Origin of the sequence: Streptomyces luteireticuli (assembly GCF_041519305.1) — a bacterium.
GTDB lineage: Bacteria > Actinomycetota > Actinomycetes > Streptomycetales > Streptomycetaceae > Streptomyces > Streptomyces luteireticuli.
Map to the genome: position 1 here is coordinate 1,767,104 of NZ_CP167927.1, position 24,291 is coordinate 1,791,394.

Below are 24,291 nucleotides of genomic sequence, written 5' to 3' on the forward strand. Positions count from 1 at the left end.
TCTACTCCCGGCAGAAGGCCGAAACCCTGGCGACCAGATGAGTTCTGGCTCAGTCCAGGTCGGCAAGGGCGTCCACGAGCGTGCGCCCCTCATGGGCTCTGCGTCGAAGCAACAAGGCGGCCACGGTATGCAGCTCGCCCCATGCGTGCGGCCTGCCGATCTCTGACGCGTCGATGATGATGTCCAGTGCCGTTTTGAGCGCCGCTTCGGCTTCCCCCGCACCTGCGCAGGCGTGCGCCAGACACGCTCCGTACCAGGCTCGATCACGCCGGAAGGCCATCGGGAAGCCGGCCAGACCGGTCTTCAAGTTATCGATGGCGCCCGCCCAGTTGCTCAAGTGCACATCCGCCATGCCTCGCTGCGCCGCCAACCACGACTCCCCGTAGAAGTACAGCCAGGGCGGGGCATCGGATGCGTTTTCAATGATCTTCTGCGCTTCGTCCAACTTGCGGTACGCGTCGCGGGTATCACCGTCAAGAGCGTGGCCCCGTCCGGCCATCTGAATCGCCATGGCTCGTGTCGCGTCACTCGCCCCTGCTGTGGAGGCTGCGGCTTCCCCAAGCCGGACGCAACGGCGGCCATTCCCTTTCGACCACGCCAAGTGAGCCTTCATGCTCATGGTGGTGGCCGCCATGTCACCATAACCGGCCTCCAACGCCCAGTCGTACGACCGGTCGAACCATCCCAACGCCGCCGGGGCGTTGTCCTGGTCCTGCGCCATCCATGCGAGGAACTGCGCGTACTCCGCCAACAGCTTCACGAGCCGGTCTGCGAGCGGCCCGCGGGCTTGGTCGTACAGGCCGGCCACTTTCTCGAACTGTGCGGTCACTACACCGTTCATCACCCGCGAGCCAAGCGTGTCCTCGGCCCGGCGGTGTGCGGCCAGCAAACCCTCCATTGCTTCCAGGGAATCCACGTCCAGACGCATGCCGTCCCCATGGACGCGTCGCAGTCGGTCCATCGCCGGGTCCGCAACCACCTCAGGAAGCACCAGTGACGGCAGCGGCACGGGTTCCTTGGTACCCCCGAGGAGTTCCACCGGAATCCTCAGGCCGTCAACGAGCCGCTGCCGTACCTCTGTCGAGGTCACAGTGCGGCGCCTGTTCTCGATCGCAGAGACATCCGGTTGCGAGAGCCCAACGAGCGCCCCGAGCCTGCTCTGATTGATGCGGGTCAAAGCCCGCCAGGTCTTCAACACCGCGGGCCAGTCCTCAGCGGCCGTAGCGGCCCGCAGCCCAGGGTGCGCCCACACGTTCGGCTCCGGCTCCATCCCAGAAATATACGGCGGCCGTATATGACCCGGCAGTGGATCAGTCCGGCTGCCGACCGACATCGTGAAGGCTCACGGGGGCCGCACGCCCCCTGGCAGCGGGCACCGATCCGTCAGCGTGATGTGCCCACTGTCCACTGCATCCCGTCGCATCCCTTCGGAGAACGCGATCACCCATGACTGACCTGCACCCGGCCTACCAGTTCCCCCGGCCCCTGATCGGCATGACCCGCCAGCCCCCGCCCGCACACCGAAGGGGTGATGCGGTGCCGGTCGAAGACCGGGACACCGCTCGATTCCCCGCGGAACCGGACCAGCACGAGCAGACGGAACGGCCCGGGGAGAACGCGCCGCCGCACAGCAGCGGACCCCGCGCCATGCCGGAACCGGTCAAGGGCTGCGCCATCTGCGTCCGGCTCGACAAAGCATGGCGAGCCGCACGGAAACGTGGCGACCGGACGTCGGCCGACAAGTTCGCGGGCGCGCTCATCAAGCACCACAAGTCCCGGCACCCGGGGGCGTGGTGACCACCGGAACGAGTGATCAGCAGCCGCAGGTTCAGTACCTCTGGGACCTGAGTTGTGACAAGTGCCGCACGTTCCTCGCAGTCATCGGCGCGGCGCGGCTCGTCGCCCGAATGGATGTGGAGGTAAGCGCGAGGATGTTGCTGGATGGGCACTGCGAACACGATCACCGGGAGCGGGGGGAAGTTCGACCCTGTCGCTGGGGGACGCGCCTCACAGTGCCGGGCGGGTCAGTGAACCTCTTTCATCCTGTCCCAGGAGGGTGAGGACGTCGGCGCCGCTCCAGAAAGAGCGTCTCAACTGCTCCGCAGCACTCGCGCTGACCACCGGACGCAGCGGACGTCTTTTCTTCAAGGGCGCCCGTGAAGCCGATGGTGAAGCCGTCACGGCACTCGGCCGGGAAGCACGCATCAACGCAACAGTGCAGGGCGTCAGCCCGATCGTCCGTCATCGCTTCCGGATTGGGGGATGGTCCTGCCTGGCGTTCGCGCACATTGCAGGCCGGCACGCCGACCTGGGCCCCGGAACCGATGATCTGGCGTCAGTGGGATCCGTCCTACGGCGCATGCAGGCGCTCAGCGAGTCCGCGTTCCCCGCACCGCCCCTCGCCGACCGGTACGTGCCGTATCTGCTGCCCGGTGAAGCCGAGCGCCTGAGCGGAACCGGCTTGCTGCACACCGACACGAACCCGCACAACATCCTGATCAGCGACGGCGACGGCACCGCCTACGTCGTCGACTGGGCCAGAGCCGCAACCGGCCCCGCATGGGTGGACCCGGCGTGCACGGCCGTCCGGCTCATGGAATGCGGACAGGCACCCGCCGACGCGTTGGCGTGGCTCGACGGGTTCGCCAGTTGGCGGACCGCGGACCCGAGATCGGTGGAGGCGTTCGTGAACGTCACGTGCCGACGCTGGACGGCAAGGGTCGGAGAGCGAGGAGCGGAGCAGAGCAACACCAGGTTTCGGCATCTGCTGAGCTACCCGCGCGAAAGCGCCTGACCGGGACTCACTCGCCCCGGAACACCGACAGGATCCGCTCCGCCGCCAGCGTCGCTGTCAACGTCCCCTCCCGAAGCCGCCGTTCGAGGTCGGGTGCGACCTCGCGCACCCCCGCGTGCCCCCGCAGTTCCCCCAGCAACTGGTCGCGCACCATCGACCACGCCCACTCCACCTGCTGGTCACTGCGCCGCCGCGCCAGCTCCCCCGTGACGTCGAGGATCCGGCGGTGCTGCTCCAGCCGCTCCCAGACCTCGGTCAGGCCGGCGCCCTCCCGCGCGCTGCACGTCAGCACGGGCGCGTTCCAGGCCGCGTCTGGCGAGCGCATCAGCCGCAGCGCGCCCGCGAGTTCGCGCGCCGCGGACCGCGCGTCCCGTTCGTGCGGCCCGTCGGCCTTGTTGACGGCGACGACGTCGGCCATCTCCAGGACACCCTTCTTGATGCCCTGCAGCTGATCGCCCGTGCGCGCCAGGGTGAGCATGAGGAAGCTGTCCACCATCCCGGCGACCGCCGTCTCGGACTGGCCGACGCCGACCGTCTCGACGAGCACCACGTCGTAACCGGCCGCCTCCATCACGACGATGGTCTCCCGCGTGGCCCGGGCGACCCCGCCCAGGGTGCCGGCCGTCGGCGAGGGCCGGACGAAGGCGGCGGGGTCGGTCGCGAGGCGTTCCATGCGCGTCTTGTCGCCGAGGATGGAGCCGCCGGTGCGCGAGGACGAAGGGTCCACGGCGAGCACGGCGACCCGGTGGCCGAGCCCGGTGAGCAGGGTGCCGAGGGCGTCGATGAAGGTCGACTTGCCGACGCCGGGCACGCCCGTGACGCCGACCCGCCGCGCCGCCCCGGAGTGCGGCAGCAGCTGGACCAGCATCCGCTGGGCGAGCTCGCGGTGGTCGGCGCGGGTGGACTCGACGAGGGTGATGGCGCGGGCGACGGCCGCGCGCCGCCCGTCGAGCACGCCCTTGACGACGGCGTCCAGATCGATGGTCCGGGCCACGGCCATGGGCCTACAGCTCGTGGCCGAGGACCCCGGCGAGGGTCTTCAGCAGATCGTGGGCGGCGTCGGGGATCACCGTGCCGGGCGGGAACACGGCGGTGGCACCGGCCTCGTGGAGCGCCGGGACGTCCTGCGGGGGGATCACCCCGCCGACGACGATCATGATGTCCTCCCGGCCCTCCTCGGCGAGGCACTCGCGCAGCGCGGGCACGAGCGTGAGGTGCCCGGCGGCCAGCGAGGAGACGCCGACGACGTGCACGTCGGCCTCCACCGCCTGCCGGGCGACCTCGGCCGGGGTCTGGAACAGCGGGCCGACGTCGACGTCGAAGCCGAGGTCGGCGAAGGCCGTGGCGATCACCTTCTGGCCGCGGTCATGGCCGTCCTGGCCCATCTTGGCGACCAGGATGCGCGGACGGCGGCCCTCCTCCCGCTCGAAGGCCTCGACCAGTTCACGGGTACGCTCCACGCCGGACGACGGTCCGGCCTCCTGCCTGTACACACCGGAGATGGTACGGATGCGGCCCGCGTGGCGCCCGTACACCTTCTCCAGGGCGTCCGAGATCTCGCCGACGGTGGCCTTGGCGCGGGCCGCGTCCACCGCGAGGGCCAGCAGGTTGCCCTCCAGGCCGGGGCCGGGGCCGGACTCCGCCGCGGCCGTCAGCGCGCGCAGCGCGTCCTGGCAGACGGCCTCGTCGCGTTCGGCGCGCAGCCGGCGCAGCTTGTCGAGCTGCCGTTCGCGGACGGAGGAGTTGTCGACCTTGAGGACCTCGATCTGCTCGTCGCTGTCCACCCGGTACTTGTTGACGCCGATGACCGGCTGCCGGCCGGAGTCGATGCGGGCCTGGGTGCGGGCCGCGGCCTCCTCGACGCGCATCTTGGGGATGCCCGCGTCGATGGCCTGGGCCATGCCGCCGGCCGCCTCGACCTCCTGGATGTGTGCCCAGGCGCGGCGGGCGAGGTCGTGGGTGAGCCGCTCGACGTAGGCGCTGCCGCCCCAGGGGTCGATCACCCGGCAGGTGCCGGACTCCTGTTGGAGGAGGAGCTGGGTGTTGCGGGCGATGCGGGCGGAGAAGTCCGTGGGCAGGGCCAGGGCCTCGTCGAGCGCGTTGGTGTGCAGCGACTGGGTGTGGCCCTGGGTGGCCGCCATGGCCTCGACGCAGGTGCGGGTGACGTTGTTGAAGACGTCCTGGGCCGTGAGCGACCAGCCGGAGGTCTGCGAATGGGTGCGCAGGGAGAGCGACTTGGTGTTCTTCGGCTCGAACTGTGCGACCAGCCGCGCCCACAGCAACCGCGCCGCGCGCATCTTGGCGATCTCCATGAAGAAGTTCATGCCGATCGCCCAGAAGAAGGAGAGCCGGGGCGCGAAGGCGTCCACGTCGAGCCCGGCGCCGAGCCCGGCCCGCAGGTACTCGACGCCGTCCGCGAGGGTGTACGCCAGCTCCAGGTCGGCCGTCGCACCCGCCTCCTGGATGTGGTAGCCGGAGATGGAGATGGAGTTGTAGCGCGGCATCTTCTGCGAGGTGTACGCGAAGATGTCCGAGATGATCCGCATCGAGGGCCGGGGCGGATAGATGTAGGTGTTGCGGACCATGAACTCCTTGAGGATGTCGTTCTGGATGGTCCCGGCCAGCTTCTCGGGCGGTACGCCCTGTTCCTCGGCGGCGACGATGTAGAGCGCGAGCACCGGCAGCACGGCGCCGTTCATCGTCATCGACACGCTCATCCGGTCCAGCGGGATGCCGTCGAAGAGCTGCCGCATGTCGTAGATGGAGTCGATGGCGACGCCCGCCATGCCGACGTCGCCGGTGACGCGCGGGTGGTCGCTGTCGTAGCCGCGGTGGGTGGGCAGGTCGAAGGCGACGGACAGGCCCTTCTGGCCGGCCGCCAGGTTGCGGCGGTAGAAGGCGTTGGACTCCTCGGCGGTGGAGAATCCCGCGTACTGCCGGATGGTCCAGGGCTGGTTGACGTACATCGTGGGGTAAGGGCCGCGCAGATAGGGCGCGATGCCCGGGTAGGTTCCCAGGAAGTCCAGGCCGCGCAGGTCCTCGCCGGTGTAGAGGGGCTTGACGCCGATGCCCTCGGGGGTCTCCCAGGTGAGGTCGGCGGCGCTGTGGCCGGTGTTCTCCTTGAGGGCGGCCTGCCAGCGGCCGGCGTCGGCGGCGGCCTCTCCCGGCCCCAGGTCGATGCCGGAGAAGTCGGGGATCATCGCGCCACTCCCAGGTGATCGAGAACGGAAGTCAGGACGGCGGTCGCGTCGCCGCCCGCGTGGACGAACTCGTCGACGTCCGCGGGTGGTTGGTCGCCCCGTCGGCCCGCGAGGAGGATCCGTCCGGCCCCGGCCGCCTTCAGCGCGGCGGCGACGGCCCCGGCCTGCTCGGCGTAGACCGCGTCGGAGGAGCACAGGCACGCCACCGTGGCACCGCTGCGGCGGAACGCCGCGGCGGCGGTGTCCGCGTCGACGGAGGCGGGCTCGTGCACGGGCTCGATCCCGCCCGCCTGGAGGAGGTTGGCGGCGAAAGTGGCCCGCGCGGTGTGGGCCGCGGGCGAGCCGAGGGCGGCGAGGAAGACCCGGGGGCGGGCGCCGGTGGCGGCCAAGTGGGCGTCGGAGCGGGCGCGCAGCGCCTCGTACGCCTCGTCGCGGCGCACCCTCGGCAGCCCGCCCGACGGCGGGCGGGGCGCGGCCTCGCGCTCGACGGGCTGCTCGGCCAGGTGCGGGAACTCGCTGACGCCGGTGACCGGTTCGCGCCGGGTGGCCAGCCGGGCGGAGCGCTCCGCCCAGGTGGCGGCGAGCCGTTCGGCGACCAGCCCGGAGCGCAGGGCGGCCTCCTGGCCGCCGGCGCGCTCGATCTCCTGGAACCACGCCCAGGCGGCGCGGGCGAGTTCGTCGGTGAGCCGCTCGACGTACCAGGAGCCGCCGGCCGGGTCGATGACGCGGGCGAGGTGCGACTCCTCCAGCAGGATCGAGGAGGTGTTGCGGGCGATCCGGCGGGCGAAGGCGTCGGGCAGGCCGATGGCGCTGTCGAAGGGCAGGACGGTGACGGCGTCCGCGCCGCCGACGCCCGCGCCGAGGCAGGCGACGGTGGTGCGCAGCATGTTCACCCAGGGGTCCCGGCGGGTCATCATCACCGGGGAGGTGACGGCGTGCTGGCGCTGGGCGCGGGCGGCCGGGGAGGCGCCGCAGACCTCGGTGACGCGGGCCCACAGGCGGCGGGCCGCACGCAGGGTGGCGATGGTGAGGAACTGGTCGGCGCCGGCGGCGTGGCGGAACTCCAGCTGGGCGCAGGCGTCGTCGATGCCGAGGCCGGCGTCGGTGAGGGTGCGCAGATAGGCGACGCCGGTGGCCAGCGCACAGCCGAGCTCCTGGGCGGCGGAGCCGCCGGCCTCGTGGTACGGGAGGGCGTCGACGACGAGGGCGCGCACGCCGGGCCGGTCGTCGAGGCACGCGGTGGCGAGGGCGGCCGTGTCGACGTCGGGGGCCGTGCCGGTGCGGGCGAGGGTGCCGAGCGGGTCGGCGCCGAGGCTGCCGCGGGCCTCGGTGCGGGCGGTGCCGCGCTCGTCGTACAGGCGCAGCAGGGCCCGCGCGGCGGCCTCGGTGTCGTGTCCGGCGTCGAGGACGACGGGCGCGAGGTCGAGGAGGACGCCGTCGAGGGCGGTGCCGAGGTCCCGGGCGGGGAGGCCGGTGGTGCCGACGGTCAGCCAGAGGGAGGTGACGCCGTTCTCCAGGTCCGCCAGGACGGCTTCGTTGGTGCGGCGGGCGTCGGGGTGGGCGTGGAGCTGGCGCACGTCCCAGCCGGAGACGGCCGTTCCCTCGGGCCGTCCGCCGCGGACGAACGGCGGGAAGCCCGGCAGACCGGGGTCGGGTGACGCGTCGTCGGCCGTGTACAGGGGCCGGGTGCTCAGCCCGTCCTGGAGGGCGGTGGCCAGCGCGTCCTCCGCCGCCGTCCCCGCCGCCTCGGTGCCCGCCTTGCGCAGCACGCCCTCGACGAGGCGCTGCCACTGCTCGCGGGTCGCGTCCGGGAATTCGGCGGCCAGGGAGAAGCCTTCTTCGGGCAGGACCGTCATGGGGGGAAGGCTAGGCGCTGCACTGCTTCCGGAAGAGGGGATTCGGCTGTGACCTTGGCCTCTTCCCGATGCCGGAGGCCGTTGCCCCGCCGTCCGGGGCTCACTCCCCATCCAGAACGAACTCGCACCACACCGACTTCCCCCCGCCCCGCGACTCCACCCCCCACCCGTCCGCCAGCCGGTCCACCAGCAGCAGCCCCCGCCCCGACACCCCCGACTCCCCCGGCTCCCTGCGCCGGGGCAGCGCGCTGGAGCGGTCCTCCACCTCCACGCGCAGCCGCCGCCCGGGCCCGGCGAGCATCCGGATCGTCACCACCGCGGCGCCGTCCGTGTGCAGCAGCGCGTTGGTCGCCAACTCGTCGGCAGCCAGCTCGATTTCGTCCGAGCGGTCGCGTGCGCCCCAGGCCCGCACGGCGGTGCGGATCATGTGCCGGGCGGCGGAGAGGGCCTCGGGGTCCGCGGGGGCGATGTGCTGCTGGAGGCGCCCGCCCGGGCGTGCGGGCGCGGTGCCCTGACGGCGCAGCAGCAGGACGGCCATGTCGTCCTCGCCGACGCGCTCCTCGACCATGTCGCACAGCCGGTCGGCGAGCTCGTGCAGGTCCTCCGGCCCGCAGGCGATCGCCTCGGAGAGCTGTGCCACGCCCTCGTCCAGGTCGGATCCCGGCTGTTCGACCAGGCCGTCGGTGAACAGCAGCAGGGTCTCCCCCGCGTCCAGCTCGACGCTGGTCACCGGGTAGTCGAGCCGCCCGAACTCGGCGGACAGGCCCAGCGGGAGCCCGCCGGCCACGGGCAGCCGGCGGGAGGTTCCGTCGCAGTGCCGCAGCAGGGGGTCGATGTGCCCGGCGCGGACGAGCTGCACCACGCCGGTCGACAGGTCGGCCTCGGCGTACGAGCAGGTGGCGAAGCGGTCGGTGTCGAGGTCGTGGAGGAAGGACGAGGCGCGGGCCATGACCGTGGCCGGGGCGTGGCCCTCGGTGGCGTAGGCGCGCAGGACGATCCGCAGCTGCCCCATCACGGCGGCGGCATGGGTGTCGTGGCCCTGGACGTCGCCGATGACGGCCCCGACGCGGCCGCCGGGCAGCGGGATCACGTCGTACCAGTCGCCGCCGATGTCCCGGCCCAGCCGGGCGGAGCGGTAGCGGACGGCGATCTGCGCGCCCGGCACGTCGGGGATGCGCCGGGGGAGCATGGACTGCTGGAGCCCCTCGGCCAGGTCGTGCTCCTGGTCGAAGAGCATGGCGCGGGCGATGCTCTGCGCCAGGCTGCTGCCGAGGGCGATGAAGAGGTTGCGCTCCTGCCGGTCGAAGCCACGGGCCTCGCGGTAGAGCAGGCCGAGCGCGCCGATGGGCTTGGCCTGGGCGATGAGCGGGAGGTAGGCGGCGGAGGCGATGCCGATGTCCTCGATGCGCTCCCACAGCCAGGGGTAGCAGCGGGCGAACTCCTCGCGGGACTCGATGAACCGGGGGGTGAGGGTGCGGATGACCTCGCTCATCGGGAAGTTGTCGTCGATCCGCGTGTAGCGGGTGCCGGGGATGAAGTGCTCGGAGGGGCCCTCCGCGACGAGGTGGATGCGGCCGGACTCGATCAGTCCGAGGACGAGCAGGTCGGAGCCGAGGTGTTCGACGGCGCGGGCGTCCTTGAAGAAGTCGATCACGTCCTGGACGGTCCTGGCGTGGGCCAGGGCGGCGGTGATGGTCTCCACGACGGTGGTCTGGTGGCGGCGCTCGCCGTTGCTCCCGACGGGCCGGTCGGCGAGGGCGAGCTCGGCGTCGGCGTCCCGCAGCAGGCCGAGGATGCGGCAGGGGCGCCCGGCCGCGTCGCGCTCGATGCGGCCCTGGGTGTAGGCCCAGTGCAGCGAGCCGTCGGGCCCGCGGACCCGGTGGTAGGCGCCGTAGCTCTCACTGCCGTCCTTCAGCGCCCGGGCGACCAGGGTGTCGAGCCGGGCCCCGTCGGCGCGCGGCACCCGGCCGGACAGATCGCCGATGCGGCCGCCGAAGTCCTCCGGGGGCATGCCGAGGATGCCCAGGGCCGTGCGGTCCAGGTGCAGGCGTCCGCTGATGAGGTCCCAGTCGAAGGTCCCGACCCGGTTGCGGACGAGGATGGGCTCCGGGCGGGCGGGCCAGTCGTCCGGCAGCGCTCCGGAGGCAGGCGTCGCTCCCCGATCAACCACGGATCCACTCTGCCACCTTTTGCCCGTTTCTTCGATTTCTTGACCGCAGCAGCGGGGTCCCGGGACGGCTGGGGGTACAGATACCCGAGTGGAGTGGTTCACGGCATCCGGCTCCTGGCTGAGCAGGCTGGTCGTCCAGCGCGGGCTGGCCGCCCTCTACCTGGTCGCGTTCGCCTCCGCCGCCCTCCAGTTCCGCGCCCTCATCGGGGAGCGCGGCATGCTGCCCGTCCCCCGCTACCTGGCGTACGTCCCCGCGAAGCGGGCGCCGACCCTGTTCCGGCTGCACTACTCGGACCGCTTCTTCGCCCTGTGCGCCTGGTCGGGCGCCCTGCTCTCGGCGGGGATCCTGGCGGGGGCCGCCGACGCGGTGCCGCCCGCCGCCGCCATGGCCTGGTGGGCGGTGCTCTGGGGGCTCTACCTCTCGATCGTCAACGTGGGACAGACCTGGTACGGCTTCGGCTGGGAGTCCCTGCTGCTGGAGGCCGGGTTCCTCGCCGTCTTCCTGGGCAACGCGCGCACCGGCCCGCCCGTCCTGGTGCTCTTCCTGATGCGCTGGCTGGTCTTCCGGGTCGAGTTCGGCGCCGGGCTGATCAAAATGCGCGGCGACCCCTGCTGGCGCGATCTGACCTGCCTCTACTACCACCACGAGACCCAGCCGATGCCCGGCCCGCTGAGCTGGTTCTTCCACCGCCTCCCCCGGCCGCTGCACCGGGTGGAGACCGCGGCGAACCACATCGCCCAGCTCGTCGTGCCCTTCGGGCTCTTCGCCCCGCAGCCGGTGGCGAGCGTCGCCGCGGGGCTGGTGATCGTCACCCAGCTCTGGCTGGTCGCCTCCGGCAACTTCGCCTGGCTCAACTGGCTCACCGTCGTCCTCGCCTTCTCCGCCGTGGACGGCGACGCCATGGCCGAACTCTTCGGCCTGCCCGCGCACGGCCCCGGGCCCGCCACACCCCTGTGGTTCATGGCCCTCGTCCTGTCCGCGACCGCCCTCGTCGCCGTGCTCAGCTGGTGGCCCGTGCGCAACCTGCTCTCCCGCGGCCAGCGCATGAACATGTCCTTCAACGCCTTCCACCTGGTCAACACCTACGGCGCCTTCGGCAGCATCAACCGCAGCCGCTACGAGGTGGTCGTCGAGGGCACCGAGGACCGGACCCTCGGCCCGGGGACGGTCTGGAAGGAGTACGGCTTCAAGGGCAAGCCCGGTGACGTACGGCGGACACCGCGCCAGTACGCCCCCTGGCATCTGCGCCTGGACTGGCTGATGTGGTTCGCCGGGATCTCCCCCGCCTACGCGCGGGACTGGTTCGGCCCCTTCGTCGAACGCCTGCTCCTCGGCGACCGCGACACCCTGCGGCTGCTGCGCCACAACCCCTTCCCCGACGCCCCGCCCGCCCATGTCCGCGCCCGGCTCTACCTCTACCGCTTCACCACCTGGCAGGAGCTGCGCGCCACCGGTGCCTGGTGGCACCGCACCCTGGTGCGCGAGTACCTGCCGCCGGCCGCCCTGCGGAGGCCCTGATGGACCCCGTCGATGCCCTCGAACGCATCGCCTTCCTCCTCGAACGCGACCAGGCGCCCACCTACCGCGTCCAGGCGTTCCGCACGGCCGCGGACGTCGTCTCCGCGATGCCGGCCGACGAAGTGCGCCGCCACTCCGAGGGCGGCTCCTTCACGGACCGCAAGGGCATCGGGCCCAAGACCGCCGCGGTGGTCGCCGAGGCGCTGCGGGGCGAGGTGCCGGGGTATCTGGCACGGCTGGAGGACGCCACCGACTGGCCGCCGGTCGAGGGCGGGCACACGCTGCGGGCCGCCCTGCGCGGCGACTGCCATCTGCACTCCGACTGGTCCGACGGCGGCAGCCCGATCGAGGCGATGGCCCGCGCTGCGGCGTCGCTCGGCCACGAATGGGCCGTGCTCACCGACCACTCGCCCCGGCTCACCGTCGCGAACGGCCTGTCGGCGGAACGGCTGCGGCGGCAGCTCGACGTCGTCGCCGAGGTCAACTCCCGTATCGGGGACGGCTTCCGGCTCCTCACCGGCATCGAGTGCGACATCCTCCCCGACGGCTCGCTCGACCAGGAGGAGGAGCTCCTGGAACGGCTCGACGTGGTCGTCGCCTCCGTCCACTCCCAACTCCGCATGGACGCGGGGAGCATGACCCGACGGCTGGTCATCGCCGTCGCCAACCCGCTGGTGGACGTCCTCGGCCACTGCACCGGCCGCCTCGTCGGCGGGAAGCGGCCGGAGTCCTCCTTCGACGCGGAACTCGTCTTCGCCGCGTGCGCCCGCTTCGGCACGGCCGTGGAGATCAACAGCCGCCCGGACCGGCTGGATCCGCCGCGGCGGCTGCTGCGGCTGGCGGTGTCGGCGGGGACGCTCTTCGCCGTCGACAGCGACGCGCACGCGCCGGGGCAGTTGGAGTGGCAGATCCTGGGCTGCGCCCGGGCGGAGGAGTGCGGGGTGCCGGTGGATCGGGTGGTGACGGCGTGGGGGGAGGACCGGTTGCGGTCGTGGACCGCGGGGGGTTGAGCCCCTGGCCCGCCCTTTCACCGTTTCTTCCGGGGGAGACCCCCGGACCCCCATTCGCCCTTCGGGCGAAGTCCTCAAACTCCCCGGAGGGGGCAACCCCCAGACGGGCTGATTCAGCCCGTCTGGGGGTTGCCCCCTCCGGGGAGTTTGAGGACACCCGCGCGGAGCGCAAAGAAACGGTGAAAGGGCGGGCCAGGGGCAAATCCCCTCCGCCGCACCCACGTGCGCCTACGGCACCCGCCCCCGCACCCCCTCCCCCAACAACCCCGCCAGCAGATCCCCCCGTTCGGCAGCCCGCTCCACCACCGCCTCCGGCGTGAACGCCAGATCCGACGGCGCCCGGCACGCCGCCACCTCGTCCCAGGTCACGGGGGCCGCCACCCCCGGAGAACCCTCCCGCAACCGCACGGTATAAGGCGCCGCCGTCGTCTTCGCGGACGCGTTCTGGCTCCAGTCGATCAGCACCCGCCCCCGCCGCTCCAGCTTCGCCATCGACGCCACCACCAGCCGGGGGTGCTCCACCGTCATCCGCTCCGCCAGCCCCTTCGCGTAGGCGCTCGCCCCGCGCCCGGACACCGCCTCGACGGGCGCGTACAGATGCAGGCCCTTCGAGCCGGAGACGACCGGGCACGCCATCAGCCCGTCCTCGTCGAGGAGTTGACGCAGCCGCTCCGCGACGCGGCAGCAGACGACGAGGTCCGCCCCGGGCCCGGGATCGAGGTCCAGGACGAGGCGGTCGTGCGCGTCCCGCCCGCCCGCGGCCGTCCACTGCGGGACGTGCACCTCGTACGCGCCCAGGTTCACCATCGCGGCCAGCGCGGCCGTCGAATCGACGACGACCTGTTCCGTCACCCCGTCGCGGTGCTCGACCGGCACCAGCGGCACCCAGTCCGGCACCCCGGGCGGCGGGTTCTTGGCGATCCAGCTCTCGCCCTCCGGCCCCTCGGGCGCCCGCACGAAGGACGCGGGGCGTCCGGCGACGTGCGGGAGCATCACGGGGGCGATCTGCGCGTAGTAGTGCAGCACATGGGCCTTGGTGTGGCCGGAGGCCGGGAAGAGCACCCGCTCCAGGTGGGACAGCGACAGCCGGTGGCCCTCGATCTCGACCGTCTGCCGGCCGCCGGCCGGTCCCCCGTTCAGGACGCCCTCTTCAGCGCCTCGACCAGCTCGTCACGGGTCATATGGGAACGGCCGGGGACACCGGCGTCGGCGGCGCGCCGGTAGAGCTCGTTCTTCGTGAGCTCCTCCAACTCACCCGCCCTGGCGCGCTTCCTGGCCGCTTCCTTGATCGGCGTGGGTGGCCGCACCTTCCGCTCCGTTTCCGGCGCGGCCTTCCCCTTCGCCTTGTCGATGCTCGCCTGCAACGCCCCCATGAGGTCGATGACGTTGGTCGACCTCGGCGCCGGCTCGCTCTTCTCGACCGTGCTTCCGGCCTGCTTGGCCCGGACGAGGTCGAGGACCTTCTCCTGGTACGTGTCGTGGTAGGACTCGGGGTCCCAGTCCGCGCTGAGCGCCTCCACCAGCTGGACGGCGGTGGCCAGTTCGCGCTCGGCCACCTCCGTCCGTTCCCGCAGCGTGCCGACCTCGACGCGCGGATCGCGGATCTCGTCGGCCCAGTGCAGGGTGTGCAGCGTCAGGATGTCGCCCTCCGCCTTCACCGCGACGAGGTACTCCCGGTTGCGCATCACGAGGGTGGCGAGCCCGGCCCGGTGGGACCGGTGCAGTGCCTCGCGCAGCAGGGCGTAGACCTTGGCGTACTCCTTGCTCTTCGGGCCGAGGTAGTACGTCTTGTCGAAGTAGATCGGGTCGATGGTGTCCAGGTCCACGAACCCGCTGATCTCCAGGGCCTTGGAGCGGCCCGGCGCGATGTCCTCCAGCTCGCCCGGCTCGACGACGACGTAGTCGTCCCCCAGGTCGTAGCCCTTGACGATCTCGGTGAGCGGGACCTCCTCGCCCGTGCGCTCGTTGACCCGCCGGTTGCGCACCCGGTCCGACGTGCCGCGCTGGAGCTGGTTGAACCGGATCGTGTGACTCTCCGTCGCCGCGAACATCTGCACCGGAAGGGTGACCAGCCCGAACGAGAGGGCACCGCTCCACACCGCATGCGCCATGACGTCCTCCGCCCAGTGGTCCCTCCATGGGACCCCGGCGCGACGGAGATCGCATCCCGGCGGCGGCCGGGCGCCCGCCTCAGGGCGTGTCCGCGGCACCCACCAGCGCCAGCGCCTCGCGCGCCCGGCCCGCGAGCCCGTCCGCCCCGCACTCCCCGGCGATCCGCAGGCCCTCGCCCAGCGGCCCGGCGGCCTCGGCCGCGCGCCCGGCCCGCTCCAGGGCCCGGCCGTGGTCGACCAGGGCCAGGGCGTACTCGTGGCGGCACGGGGAGCCGGCCAGGTGCCGGACCGCCTCCTCCAGCCGGGAGAGGGCCTCCGCCGGCTCCGCGAGGGACGCCGCGCGGCGCAGCGCCTCGCCGATGGCGGTATCGGTGCCGAACCGCAGGGCGTAGCGGACGGCGCGGTCCGCGAGTTCGCGGGCGCGCTCGGGCTCCTCGGGGGCGACGGCGGCGGCCAGGTCCAGGGCCCAGGGGGCCCACAGGGTGTTGTGCCGGCCGCGCTCCTCCAGGCGGTGGCCCGCGGCCTCCAGCTCGGCGACGGCCTCCTTGGTGCGGCCGAGGGCGAGGAGCAGGCGGCCCACCACACAGGCGGCGTCGGGCATGACCATGGCCGGGGGGTAGGGCGGGCCGAAGGAGTACTTCTCGGCGATGGCCTGGGCCTCGTCGAGGCGGCCCCGGGCCAGCAGGGTGTCGATGAGCAGACAGGTGCCGTCCCATTGGATGGGGACGCCCGGGCCCAGCCGGTCGGCGAGCCGCAGGCCCTCGCGGAGGAAGCCCTCGGCGCGGTCGAGGTCGCCGCGGCGGCGGTGGACGAGGCCGAGGAACTCGTGGGCGAAGGCGAGGTGTCCACCGCGCCAGCCGGAGATCTCGAACTCCCGGACGGCCTCGGTGAAGAGCTCCTCGGCCCGGTCCAGCCGGTCGGTGTAGGCGTAGGTGATGCCGATGATGCTGGGCAGTTCGAAGCCCCACTCGGTGTTGGTCCAGCCCATGCCGTCGGCGAGGCGGCCGTCCACCAGGGCGCGGTCGGCCAGTTCGGCGACCTGCAGGGCGTCCTCGGCGTGGATCATGGCGTCGAAGGCGCGGAGGGCGAGCAGCGCGCGCTCGGCGTTGTCCCGCCCGTCGAGGTGCCGGGTGAGCTCGGCGACCTCGCGGTAGCGCTCGTGGGCGCCCTCCTCCTCCAGCTGGATGCCCTTCCAGAGGTAGTGGGCGGCCTGGAGCCGCATCCGGCCGGGGCCGTCGGGGGTGCGGACGGCGTGTTCGGCGACCACCTTGGCGGCCTCGCTGAGCTGGCTGTTGTGCGCGTACGCCTGGGAGAGCCGGTAAGTGGCGTCCACCCGCAGGTCCTTGGGGAGACCGGCGAGGGAGAGGGCCGAGCGCAGATGGTTGATGGTGGTGGGCGGCGAGGTCAACAGGGCGGAGCAGCCCAGCTCGTAGAGGACGGCGGCACGTTCCTCCTCCGGGGGCGGCTCGGCCAGCGCCCGTTCGAGACAGCGCTGGGCGGCCTCCGGGGCGCCGACGGCGAGGTGTTCGCGCGCGGCGTCGCGCAACTGCCGTACGAGGTCGGCGTCGCCCTCGGGGTGCACCTCCAGCAGGTGCCGGGAGGCGGCGGCCGCTCCGTGGCCCGCGTTGGTGACGGCCCAGGCGGCCAGGCCGTGCATCGCGGTGCGGGCGGCCGAGGGGACGGCCTGGTAGATGGCGGTGGCGATGAGCGGGTGGACGAACTCCAGGTCGGCGGCGCCGGTGAGGATGCGGGCCTCGCGCAGCCGGTCCGCGCACACGGCGCCCTCGGCCGGGCTCATCCCGGCGAGCATGGCGGCCACCCGGACGGAGATCTCCGTGCCCAGCACGGAGGCGCCCCAGGCGAAGCGGGTGGTGGCGTTGCCCAGCCGCTCCAGCCGGGCGACGAGGCCGCTGCCGCGCGCGGCGGCGCCGAGCTCGCGCAGCAGGGCGGCGGACTCCTCCAGGGGCGCCAGGCTGCGGTCGCGGGCCTTGGCGACCAGCTCGACCGCCTCGTAGGGATTGCCGCCGGTGACGGCCCAGACCTCGCGGCAGAACGGGTCGTCGGCCTCGCGGCCCATGGCGGTGCGCACCATCTCGGCGACGGCGCCCGGGGTCAGCGGGTGGAGCGTCACCGGACGGTTGCCCCGGCCGGTGACCAGATCGTGGAACGCCGGTGAGTGCTTGGGGAGTTCCGCGGGCCGGTAGGCGACCACGAGGAGGATCGGCAGGTCGGCCAGGCGCAGGGCGAAGGAGGTCAGCCAGGAGAGCGACGCCGCGTCGACCCAGTGCACGTCGTCGACGACGAGGAGCAGCCGGCCGCGGGCCATCGCCAACTGCATGACGAGCCAGTCGATTCCGTCGCGGACGCCCTGGGGGTCGGCCTGCGGTCCGGTCGGCGGCGCGATGCCGAGGGCGGGTCCGGCGATGTCGTACCAGTCGCCGAGCATCCGCCGCCGCTCCCGCTCCTCCATGGGGGCGAGGGCGGGTTGCAGCAACTGCCGTACGACGTGGAAGGGAACGGACTGCGTCTGCTCGCTGCCGCGCGCGGAGAGCACCGTGCAGTCGCCGTGCTCGGCGGCGAGCCGGCGGGCCTCGCCGAGCAACGCCGTTTTCCCGACGCCCGCTTCGCCGCTGAACAGCAGCAGCCCTCCGGTCGCGGGGCCGTTGCCGTCCGTCCCGCCGCACAGGTCCGTGACGGCCCGCTGTGCGGTGGCCACCTCCTGGTCGCGCTCGAACAGGGCGGTGTACGGGCGCCGTTCGTGCTGTTGCCCCGTCATGACGTGTCTCCCGTATGAGTGTGGTGGGGCGAGCCTAGCCCTACGTGCGGAGGGCGGGGGAAGGGTTCGCCGGACAGAACCACCCGCGAGCATGACCCGTCGATCATCACGAACGCGATCCGGACATTCAAAAACCCTTTCGATAAACACACCTCGGGGTCATTGTGATGCCTTTCGAATTCCCTCGTCAGCCCTTTCCGCGAATATGACAACTTCGCGCCGGAGGGTCCCGCAACCGGCTACGCTCCTTCCCCGCAGCGGGTCGTGGCGACTGCGGCACGCTGCCGCCCACCGCCGTGCCGACGCGACCGGAGAACCCCGCGACCCCGGGGCGACCCCTGGGGAACCCGGGAACCCCCGCAGCCCTCTCCCCCGCGCGCCGACGGCGCCCCCTTCCCACGTCGCCCCCGCAAGCCCCGAGGAACTCGATGGTTGGTACTGGATCGTCACCTCACGTCAGGCGGCCCGCCCCCTCCCTCATATGGCTGGTTCCCCCCGTGCTGCTGGCGGCCTGCACCGCGGCCGCCGCCCTTCTCGCGCCCCTGGAGGCCCGTACCCCGGCGGTCTGGTGCGGGACGGTGGCCACCGTGGCCGTCGCCCTGGCCTCGTCGGAGGCCGCCCGCCGGGGCCGGGTGATCCATGCGCTGCGCCGCCGGTGCGACCAGCAGGAGGCGGTCCTCCGGCACCAACTGGCCCGGCAGCAGGCGGAGACCACCAGGCTGGCCAAGGAGCTGCTGCCGACCGCGGTCAAGATGCTCCAGCAGGGTGCGTCCGCCGACGAGGTGCTGGGCGAAGTCGCCCCGTCGCCCTCGCACGGCTCCCCGTTCGCGGCCGAACACCGCTCCGTGCTCCAGAACGTGGTGGAGGCGGTGCAGGCCGAGGAGGGCCTGCGCGACTCCACCCACCGCGCCTTCGTCAACATCGCCCGCCGGGTCCAGGCGATCGTCCACCAACAGGCCACCGACCTGCGGGAGATGGAGGACCGGCACGGCAACAACCCCGAGGTCTTCAGCGACTTGCTGCACCTCGACCACGGGACCGCACTGATCGGCCGCCTCGCCGACAGCATCGCCGTGCTCGGCGGCTCCCGCCCCGGCCGCCAGTGGAAGAACCCGATCCCGCTCTACAACGTGCTGCGCGGCGCCATGTCGCGGATCATGGACTACCGCCGGGTCGACCTCCACTCGGTCGCGGACGTCGCGGTGACCGGCCCCGGCGTCGAGCCGGTGATCCACGCCGCGGCGGAGCTGCTGGACAACGCCACCCGCTACTCCCCGCCGGAGACCCGGGTGCACCTGACCGCCGTGGAGATCCAGTCCGGCGTCGCCATCGAGATCGAGGACGCGGGCGTCGGGCTCACCGACGAGACCCGGCGCCGCACCGAGCAGGTGCTGGAGCTCGCCGACCGCGGCTTCGACCTCAACGACCTGGGCGAGACCCCGCGTCTGGGCCTGGCCGTCGTCAGCAGGCTCGCCCGGACCTACGACTTCCGGGTCTCCCTGCGCCCCTCGGCCTACGGCGGCGTACGGGCCGTGCTGATCATCCCGTCCCGGCTGGTGACCGCCAGCGCCACCCCCGGCGGCGAGATCGCCCGGGCCGCCACCCTGCCGCCCCCCAAGGTCAGGAAGAAGCCCGGCCGTCCGCTGCCGGACCCTCCGCAGATGCCGGACCTGTCCGCGGCCGAGCACACCGCCCACGGCCTTCCGCAGCGCCGGCGGCGCGCGCTGGGCATGGCCGCCCGGGCGGCGGCCGTCGCCCCGGCCGAGTCGGCCCGGACCCCCGAGCCGGAGGCCGAGCCCACCCAGCCGGGCATCTGGCTGGCCGCCTTCACCACCGCCCTCAAGGGCGACGCCCCGGCGGCCCACCGGAGCCCGACCACTGATGACCCGTCAGACGAGAAAGAGTAGCCAAGTGACGCAGCAGCGGTTCAACATGGACTGGATGCTCAAGGATCTGGCATCCAGCGTTCCGCAGACCCGCCACGTGATCGTGCTGTCCTCGGACGGCCTGCGCATGGCGCAGCACGGCACGGACACGGACGCCGCGGACCGGCTGGCCGCAGCCTGCGCGGGACTGCAGAGCCTGTCGACCGCGATCGCGGCCGAATTCCCGCACGGCGACGGGCAGATGAGGCTGGTCGTGATCGAGGTGGACGGCGGGTTCTTCTACCTGATGGCGGCCGGCGCCGGCGCCTATCTGGCGGTGCTCGCCGACGACGACGTGGACGCCGGGCTGATGGGCCAGCGGATGCGGGACCTGGTGGCCCGCATCGGCGAGCACCTCACCAGTCCGCCGCGCGTCAGCGGGCCGGTGGCATGAGCAAACCCGAAAGGGCATGGGATCCCGGCAATCCGGACCGGCTGTACATCGTCACCAAGGGCGGCGAGGAGACGGAGAAGAGCGACACCGGGCTCGACCTGGTGACCCTCATCGTCTCCCGCACGGAGACCGACCCCGGTCTCCAGCCCGAGCACGAGACGATCGTCCGCATGTGCGACTACCCGCTGTCCGTCGCCGAGATATCCGCTTATCTCACGCTGCCCGTCAGTACCGTGACCGTTCTGCTCGACGACCTCCTCTCCCGGGGGCACGTGGAGGCCAGACCCCCGGTCCCGGTCGCTGCCCTTCCTGACGTAAGCCTCCTGGAGGCGGTGATGCATGGACTACAAAACCTCTGACCCCCACACCGGTCCCAGGAGGGAGGACATCCTCCCGGCCACCGCCGCGGCGGCGGTGAAGGTCGTGATCGTGGGCGGGTTCGGGGTGGGCAAGACCACCCTGGTCGGCACGGTGAGCGAGATCAGACCGCTCACCACCGAGGAGACGATGACCCAGGCCGGCGTCGGCGTGGACGACCTCGCCGGGATCGAGCAGAAGATCGAGACCACCGTGGCCATGGACTTCGGCCGCATCAGCATCAACGAGCAGTTGGTGCTGTACCTGTTCGGCACCCCCGGGCAGGAGCGGTTCTGGTTCCTGTGGGACGGCCTCTTCGAGGGCGCCCTGGGCGCGGTGGTGCTGCTCGACACCCGCCGCCTGGAGGTCAGTTACGAGGTCGTGGGCATCCTGGAGGAGCGCGGCGTGCCCTTCGTCGTCGCCGTCAACACCTTCCCCGGCGCCCCCGTCCACCCCGTCCCGGAGCTGCGGGCCGCGATGGACCTCCCCGAGTCCGTACCCATCTTCGCCTGCGACGCCCGCGACCGGGCGTCCTGCCGCGACGCCCTGATGACCCTCATGCGCTACCTGTACCGCCTCGCACACAAGACCCCGGAGCCACAGTGACCCCACCCGACGAGCACACCCGCGCCGACTCCGCGCAGACCGCTCCCCCGCCCGAGTGCCCGGCCCACGCCTACGGTTCCGGGGGCGTCGCCCGGCTGTACGGGACGGCCGCGGAGGAGGACCCCATGGGGCTGTACGAGCAGCTGCGCGAGCGGCACGGCGCCGTCGCCCCCGTCCTGCTCAGCGGCGACGTCCCGGCCTGGCTGGTCCTCGGCTACCGGGAGAACCTGGACGTCACCCGTACTCCCTCGCGCTTCTCCCGCGACTCGCGCAACTGGCACGCCATCCGGAGCGGCGAGATCGACCCCCGGCACCCGCTGGCGCCGATCTCCACCTGGCAGCCGATCTGCTCGATGGCCGACGGTGCCGCGCACGAGCGCTGGCGCGGTGCCATCAACGACTCGATGAACCGGTTCGACCGGCGCGGGGTCCGCCGGCACATCACCCGCTTCGCCAACCGGCTCATCGACGAGTTCTGCGCCTCCGGCGGCGCCGACCTGGTGCACGCCTTCGCCGAGCCGCTGCCGATGATGGTGATGACCCAACTCCTGGGCATGCAGGAGGAGTACAGCCCCCGTCTGGTACAGGCCGCCCGTGACATGATCAAGGGCACGGAGACCGCGGTCGCCAGCAACGCCTTCGTCCAGGAGGTGCTGGCGAGGACGGTGGCGAACAAGCGCAGGGAGCCCGGCCCGGACTTCACCAGCTGGCTGCTGGAGCACCCCTCCCAGCTCTCCGACGACGAGGTCCAGCAGCACCTGCGGCTGGTGCTCATCGCCGCCTTCGAGACCACCGCCAACCTCATCGCCAACACGCTGCGGATGGTCCTGACCGACCCCCGGTGCCGGGCCAACCTGGCCGGCGGCCATATGACCCTGCCCGACGCGGTCGAGCAGACCCTGTGGGACGAACCGCCGTTCACCACCATCCTCGGACGCTGGGCGACCCAGGACACCGAGCTCGCCGGCCAGAAGATCAAGGCCGGGGACGCACTCGTCCTCGGGCTCGCCGCGGCCAATGTGGACACCGCCATCCGCCCCGACCCCACCGCCCCCGTCCACGGCAACCGCTCGCACCTGGCCTTCAGCGGCGGTGCCCACGAGTGCCCCGGCCAGGACATCGGCCGGGCCATCGCGGACACGGGCATCGACGCCCTGATGACCCGGCTCCCCGATGTCCGCCTGGCGGTGGCCGAGTCGGAGCTGTGCTGGGTCTCCGCCCTGATGTCACGTCATCTCGTCGCGCTGCCCGTGGCGTTCACCCCCGGGGCCCCTCAGCCGCCCGCGCCCCTGGTGCCGGCCGCCCCGGCGACCGTCGGCCAGGACACCGCCGACGATCCGGCGACGGCCGGCGAGGGCACGGCCCGGATCCCGGCGCCGCCCTCCTCGGAGTCGCGCCCGCGCGCCTCGTGGTGGCGGTCGCTGACCCGGTGGTTCCGCGGTGAGTGAGCCGGCGGGTCGAGCTGCTCCCACCACCACGCCGCGGACGGTATGGGCAGCGGGTCGGTCCGGGGGTCACTGGGGGTGTCCCGCCAGGTGATCCCGTACGTCGCCCCCGGGACCGGAAGCGGATGGCGGTTCCGGGGGCTGGCGTAGCGGGGGGCGTCGTTCATCCACCGGATGCAGCCGGCGATGTAGTGGCCCAACGCCTCCAGATAGCGGGCGAGTTGCGGGCCGGCGGTGCGGGCGAGCCGGTCGCGCAGGGCCAGGAAGAGGGTCATGGAGCGGTCCCGTATGGCGACGGCCTCCGTCAGGGCCCGGGTCAGGGAGGTGCCGTTGTGGTACGCGAGCACATTGACGAGGTTCTGGTCCATGGTCTCGTGGTCGTCCTCCTTGGCGTAGGAGAACAGGTCGTTGTCGCAGCTGACGATGAACCCCGCGGCTTCCGTGAGGGCCTGGACGGGGGGTGCGGAGAGTTCCTCGTCCGGGACCTCGATGCCGCTGGCGATCTGGTTCCAGGCCAGCGAGAAGCGCGTTCCGTTGATCGACGGCCGCAGGGCGACATAGTCGGAGAGCGTGGGCATGACGCGCCGTTCGATGTTGCTGACCTGCCATGCCGCGCCGAAGAGCCAGTCGCGCATCCCCTCGGCCACCCGGCGGAGCTGGACGGGGCCGGCGAGGGCCCGGGTCCGGGCCGCGAGGTCCTCCAGCGCGCGGTCGAAGGGGGAGGTGCCGAGCATGGCGGAGCCCGGCGCCTCCAGGCAGCGGGAGATCCGGGCGTTGAGGTCGACGATCCGGGCGGTCTTGATGTCGGCGGCGCCGGTGTCGTGCCAGAGGTCGTCGAGCGCGAAGGCCCAGTGGTTCCACTCGATGAACAGCAGCAGTGGTTCGTCCCGCCCGTGGGGGATCATCCGGCAGCTGAAGTCGGTGCTGTGGGTGGCGATGCTCCAGGCCCGTTCGGTGGCGTCGCGGAAGATGCCGCTGCGGTCCAGCCAGGCGACGGCCCGCTCCTCCAGCTCCGCCCGCCGGGGGTGCACGGCGGGCTCGATCGGGCAGTAGAACGGCGGCAGCCGCCAGCCGATCGCCGGGGCCCGGGAGGCCTCACCGGCGGAGGACGTCGTTTCGGCAGGGGAGGAAGACACGATCAGTCGCCCTCCATGCGGAACAGCAGCATGCGGGTCTCGACCGCGTGATCCCGCCAGGCCCGGAACAACTTGCCGTGCGTGAGCGCCGATTCGAGCAGCCGGTCGGCGGCGATCGGGGACTCGGTGCCGGTCCGGTGCACCTTGTCCAGCTCGGCCGTCGTCCAGGCCATGGACTGCACCCAGAACTCCGCGACGCGGTCGGTGATGTCCTCGTCCTGCTCCAGTTCGAAGCCGGCGGCCCGGGCGGCCGCGATGTACTCGGCGAGGGTGCCCAGGCGGGTCTTGTAGTAGCCGTCGATGAACGTGGTCCACTCCGGCCGGCACAGGAAGTGCTCCTGGATGCCGAACCAGCCGCCGGGCTTGAGCGCCTTGGCGACCACGGAGAAGAGCCGCTCGCGGTCCATGTAGCCGGAGCTCTCGATCGCCACGGCCGCGTCGTAGGCGGTCTCCTCGCGCAGGTCGTGGATGTCCCCGAGGACGGGGGTGACCAGGTCCTCCACGCCCGCCTCGCGGACGAGGTCGGCCATCACGGGCACATGCTTGGCCGTGACGGTGATCGCGGTGACATGGCAGCCGTACTCCTGGGCCCAGTAGATGGAGCCGCCGCCGATGCCGCAGCCGATGTCGAAGAGCTGCTCGGGTGGGTCCTCCGCCACGCCCCAGGTGCGGGCGGCATGGTCGAGGGCGGCCTCCTGCGAGGCTTTGAGGCGGTTGCGCAGGACGCGCTGCGAGACTGTCGTGTTGGGACTGAGCCCGGGCTCGAACATGCCCACGTGGAAGTGGATCCGGGGCCCGGGGCCGTACTTGTGAAGGATCTCGGCGGTCTTCCTGGAGTAGTAGGACGGTACCGGGGTCTCTTCGGACACCGCATCCGTAGCAGCGGTCACTTCCGCAACAAGGTGGTCCATGGGATCCCTCCGAGACTTCGGCTGTCGGTGGACAGACGGACGAGGAGCCGGGTCCCGGATGGGCTGCCCCTCCGGTGACGA

18 protein-coding genes and 1 pseudogene are annotated in these 24,291 nt (G+C 72.3%); 9 read left to right on the plus strand and 10 right to left on the minus strand.

Annotated elements, in window-relative coordinates; translation table 11 throughout:
* Positions 1–49: 49 nt before the first annotated feature.
* Positions 50–1,270, minus strand: a complete 1,221-nt coding sequence (locus tag AB8735_RS07195) for a helix-turn-helix domain-containing protein (RefSeq protein ID WP_372406158.1) — start codon at positions 1,268–1,270, stop codon at positions 50–52.
* A gap of 176 nt (positions 1,271–1,446) precedes the next feature.
* Between AB8735_RS07195 and AB8735_RS07200 the strand changes: the two genes are divergently transcribed.
* Both AB8735_RS07200 and AB8735_RS07205 read left to right on the plus strand, forming a co-directional pair.
* The gene (locus AB8735_RS07200; RefSeq protein ID WP_372406160.1) at positions 1,447–1,797 is read left to right on the plus strand and encodes a hypothetical protein; all 351 of its coding nucleotides are present in this window, start codon (positions 1,447–1,449) and stop codon (positions 1,795–1,797) included.
* A 259-nt stretch (positions 1,798–2,056) separates the two neighbouring features.
* A complete protein-coding gene (locus AB8735_RS07205) occupies positions 2,057–2,794 on the plus strand; it encodes a phosphotransferase (protein WP_372406161.1) in 738 nt (245 codons plus the stop codon).
* Positions 2,795–2,801: 7 nt separating this feature from the next.
* Here AB8735_RS07205 and meaB read toward each other — a convergent pair whose 3' ends face one another.
* The 4 genes from meaB to AB8735_RS07225 form a co-directional block, all read right to left on the minus strand.
* Positions 2,802–3,788, minus strand: coding sequence for a methylmalonyl Co-A mutase-associated GTPase MeaB (gene meaB / locus AB8735_RS07210; protein ID WP_344032677.1), 987 nt, complete (start codon positions 3,786–3,788; stop codon positions 2,802–2,804).
* 10 nt (positions 3,789–3,798) lie between these two features.
* On the minus strand, positions 3,799–5,994 hold the full coding sequence (gene scpA / locus AB8735_RS07215; RefSeq protein ID WP_372406162.1) for a methylmalonyl-CoA mutase: 2,196 nt from the start codon (positions 5,992–5,994) through the stop codon (positions 3,799–3,801).
* Positions 5,991–7,850, minus strand: coding sequence for a methylmalonyl-CoA mutase small subunit (mutA, locus tag AB8735_RS07220; RefSeq protein ID WP_372406163.1), 1,860 nt, complete (start codon positions 7,848–7,850; stop codon positions 5,991–5,993). The genes scpA and mutA overlap by 4 nt, the downstream gene beginning before the upstream one ends.
* A 100-nt stretch (positions 7,851–7,950) precedes the next feature.
* Complete coding sequence (locus AB8735_RS07225; protein ID WP_344032683.1) at positions 7,951–10,020, minus strand: SpoIIE family protein phosphatase; 2,070 nt, start codon at positions 10,018–10,020, stop codon at positions 7,951–7,953.
* Between the two features lie 88 nt (positions 10,021–10,108).
* On the opposite strand from AB8735_RS07225, the gene AB8735_RS07230 reads away from it, so the two are divergent.
* Positions 10,109–11,539 carry a lipase maturation factor family protein gene (locus AB8735_RS07230; RefSeq protein ID WP_372406165.1) on the plus strand — a complete coding sequence of 477 codons (1,431 nt, stop codon included), beginning with the start codon at positions 10,109–10,111 and terminating at the stop codon, positions 11,537–11,539.
* Positions 11,539–12,549 (plus strand): PHP domain-containing protein, encoded by a 1,011-nt coding sequence (locus AB8735_RS07235; RefSeq protein WP_372406166.1) that lies wholly within the window; start codon positions 11,539–11,541, stop codon positions 12,547–12,549. Before AB8735_RS07230 ends, AB8735_RS07235 begins: the two co-directional genes overlap by 1 nt.
* A gap of 228 nt (positions 12,550–12,777) precedes the next feature.
* On the opposite strand, the gene ligD is transcribed toward AB8735_RS07235, so the two are convergent.
* From ligD to AB8735_RS07250, 3 genes are all read right to left on the minus strand, one after another.
* Entirely contained in the window at positions 12,778–13,620 is an 843-nt protein-coding gene (ligD, locus tag AB8735_RS07240) for a non-homologous end-joining DNA ligase (protein ID WP_372411789.1), read from the minus strand.
* Between the two features lie 65 nt (positions 13,621–13,685).
* Entirely contained in the window at positions 13,686–14,660 is a 975-nt protein-coding gene (locus tag AB8735_RS07245; RefSeq protein WP_372406167.1) for a Ku protein, read from the minus strand.
* Between the two features lie 79 nt (positions 14,661–14,739).
* A complete protein-coding gene (locus tag AB8735_RS07250) occupies positions 14,740–17,436 on the minus strand; it encodes an AAA family ATPase (RefSeq protein WP_372406168.1) in 2,697 nt (898 codons plus the stop codon).
* Positions 17,437–17,864: 428 nt separating this feature from the next.
* Here AB8735_RS07250 and AB8735_RS07255 point away from each other — a divergent pair, with 428 nt between their 5' ends.
* The 5 genes from AB8735_RS07255 to AB8735_RS07275 are packed head-to-tail and all read left to right on the plus strand — an operon-like array spanning position 17,865 to position 22,166.
* On the plus strand, positions 17,865–19,343 hold the full coding sequence (locus AB8735_RS07255) for a sensor histidine kinase (protein WP_372406170.1): 1,479 nt from the start codon (positions 17,865–17,867) through the stop codon (positions 19,341–19,343).
* Positions 19,344–19,347: 4 nt separating this feature from the next.
* Positions 19,348–19,755, plus strand: a complete 408-nt coding sequence (locus AB8735_RS07260) for a roadblock/LC7 domain-containing protein (RefSeq protein ID WP_199894135.1) — start codon at positions 19,348–19,350, stop codon at positions 19,753–19,755.
* On the plus strand, positions 19,752–20,114 hold the full coding sequence (locus AB8735_RS07265; protein WP_344032698.1) for a DUF742 domain-containing protein: 363 nt from the start codon (positions 19,752–19,754) through the stop codon (positions 20,112–20,114). The genes AB8735_RS07260 and AB8735_RS07265 overlap by 4 nt, the downstream gene beginning before the upstream one ends.
* Positions 20,095–20,718 (plus strand): ATP/GTP-binding protein, encoded by a 624-nt coding sequence (locus AB8735_RS07270; RefSeq protein WP_344032700.1) that lies wholly within the window; start codon positions 20,095–20,097, stop codon positions 20,716–20,718. The genes AB8735_RS07265 and AB8735_RS07270 overlap by 20 nt, the downstream gene beginning before the upstream one ends.
* The gene (locus AB8735_RS07275) at positions 20,715–22,166 is read left to right on the plus strand and encodes a cytochrome P450 (protein ID WP_372406174.1); all 1,452 of its coding nucleotides are present in this window, start codon (positions 20,715–20,717) and stop codon (positions 22,164–22,166) included. Before AB8735_RS07270 ends, AB8735_RS07275 begins: the two co-directional genes overlap by 4 nt.
* A 281-nt stretch (positions 22,167–22,447) precedes the next feature.
* Here the strand turns inward: AB8735_RS07275 and AB8735_RS07280 are convergent.
* A pseudogene (locus AB8735_RS07280) lies at positions 22,448–23,068 on the minus strand (terpene synthase family protein); the annotation flags it as partial.
* Positions 23,069–23,301: 233 nt separating this feature from the next.
* Positions 23,302–24,210, minus strand: coding sequence for a class I SAM-dependent methyltransferase (locus AB8735_RS07285; RefSeq protein WP_344032704.1), 909 nt, complete (start codon positions 24,208–24,210; stop codon positions 23,302–23,304).
* Positions 24,211–24,291 lie beyond the last annotated feature (81 nt).

Excerpts from the sequence above, each read along its gene's own strand:
- scpA (WP_372406162.1), bottom strand. The coding sequence starts at position 5,994 with ATGATCCCCGACTTCTCCGGCATCGACCTGGGGCCGGGAGAGGCCGCC.
- AB8735_RS07200 (WP_372406160.1), top strand. The coding sequence starts at position 1,447 with ATGACTGACCTGCACCCGGCCTACCAGTTCCCCCGGCCCCTGATCGGC.
- AB8735_RS07245 (WP_372406167.1), bottom strand. The coding sequence starts at position 14,660 with ATGGCGCATGCGGTGTGGAGCGGTGCCCTCTCGTTCGGGCTGGTCACC.
- AB8735_RS07235 (WP_372406166.1), top strand. The coding sequence starts at position 11,539 with ATGGACCCCGTCGATGCCCTCGAACGCATCGCCTTCCTCCTCGAACGC.
- AB8735_RS07250 (WP_372406168.1), bottom strand. The coding sequence starts at position 17,436 with ATGACGGGGCAACAGCACGAACGGCGCCCGTACACCGCCCTGTTCGAG.
- AB8735_RS07255 (WP_372406170.1), top strand. The coding sequence starts at position 17,865 with ATGGTTGGTACTGGATCGTCACCTCACGTCAGGCGGCCCGCCCCCTCC.
- mutA (WP_372406163.1), bottom strand. The coding sequence starts at position 7,850 with ATGACGGTCCTGCCCGAAGAAGGCTTCTCCCTGGCCGCCGAATTCCCG.
- AB8735_RS07195 (WP_372406158.1), bottom strand. The coding sequence starts at position 1,270 with ATGGAGCCGGAGCCGAACGTGTGGGCGCACCCTGGGCTGCGGGCCGCT.
- AB8735_RS07265 (WP_344032698.1), top strand. The coding sequence starts at position 19,752 with ATGAGCAAACCCGAAAGGGCATGGGATCCCGGCAATCCGGACCGGCTG.
- AB8735_RS07285 (WP_344032704.1), bottom strand. The coding sequence starts at position 24,210 with ATGGACCACCTTGTTGCGGAAGTGACCGCTGCTACGGATGCGGTGTCC.
- AB8735_RS07270 (WP_344032700.1), top strand. The coding sequence starts at position 20,095 with ATGGACTACAAAACCTCTGACCCCCACACCGGTCCCAGGAGGGAGGAC.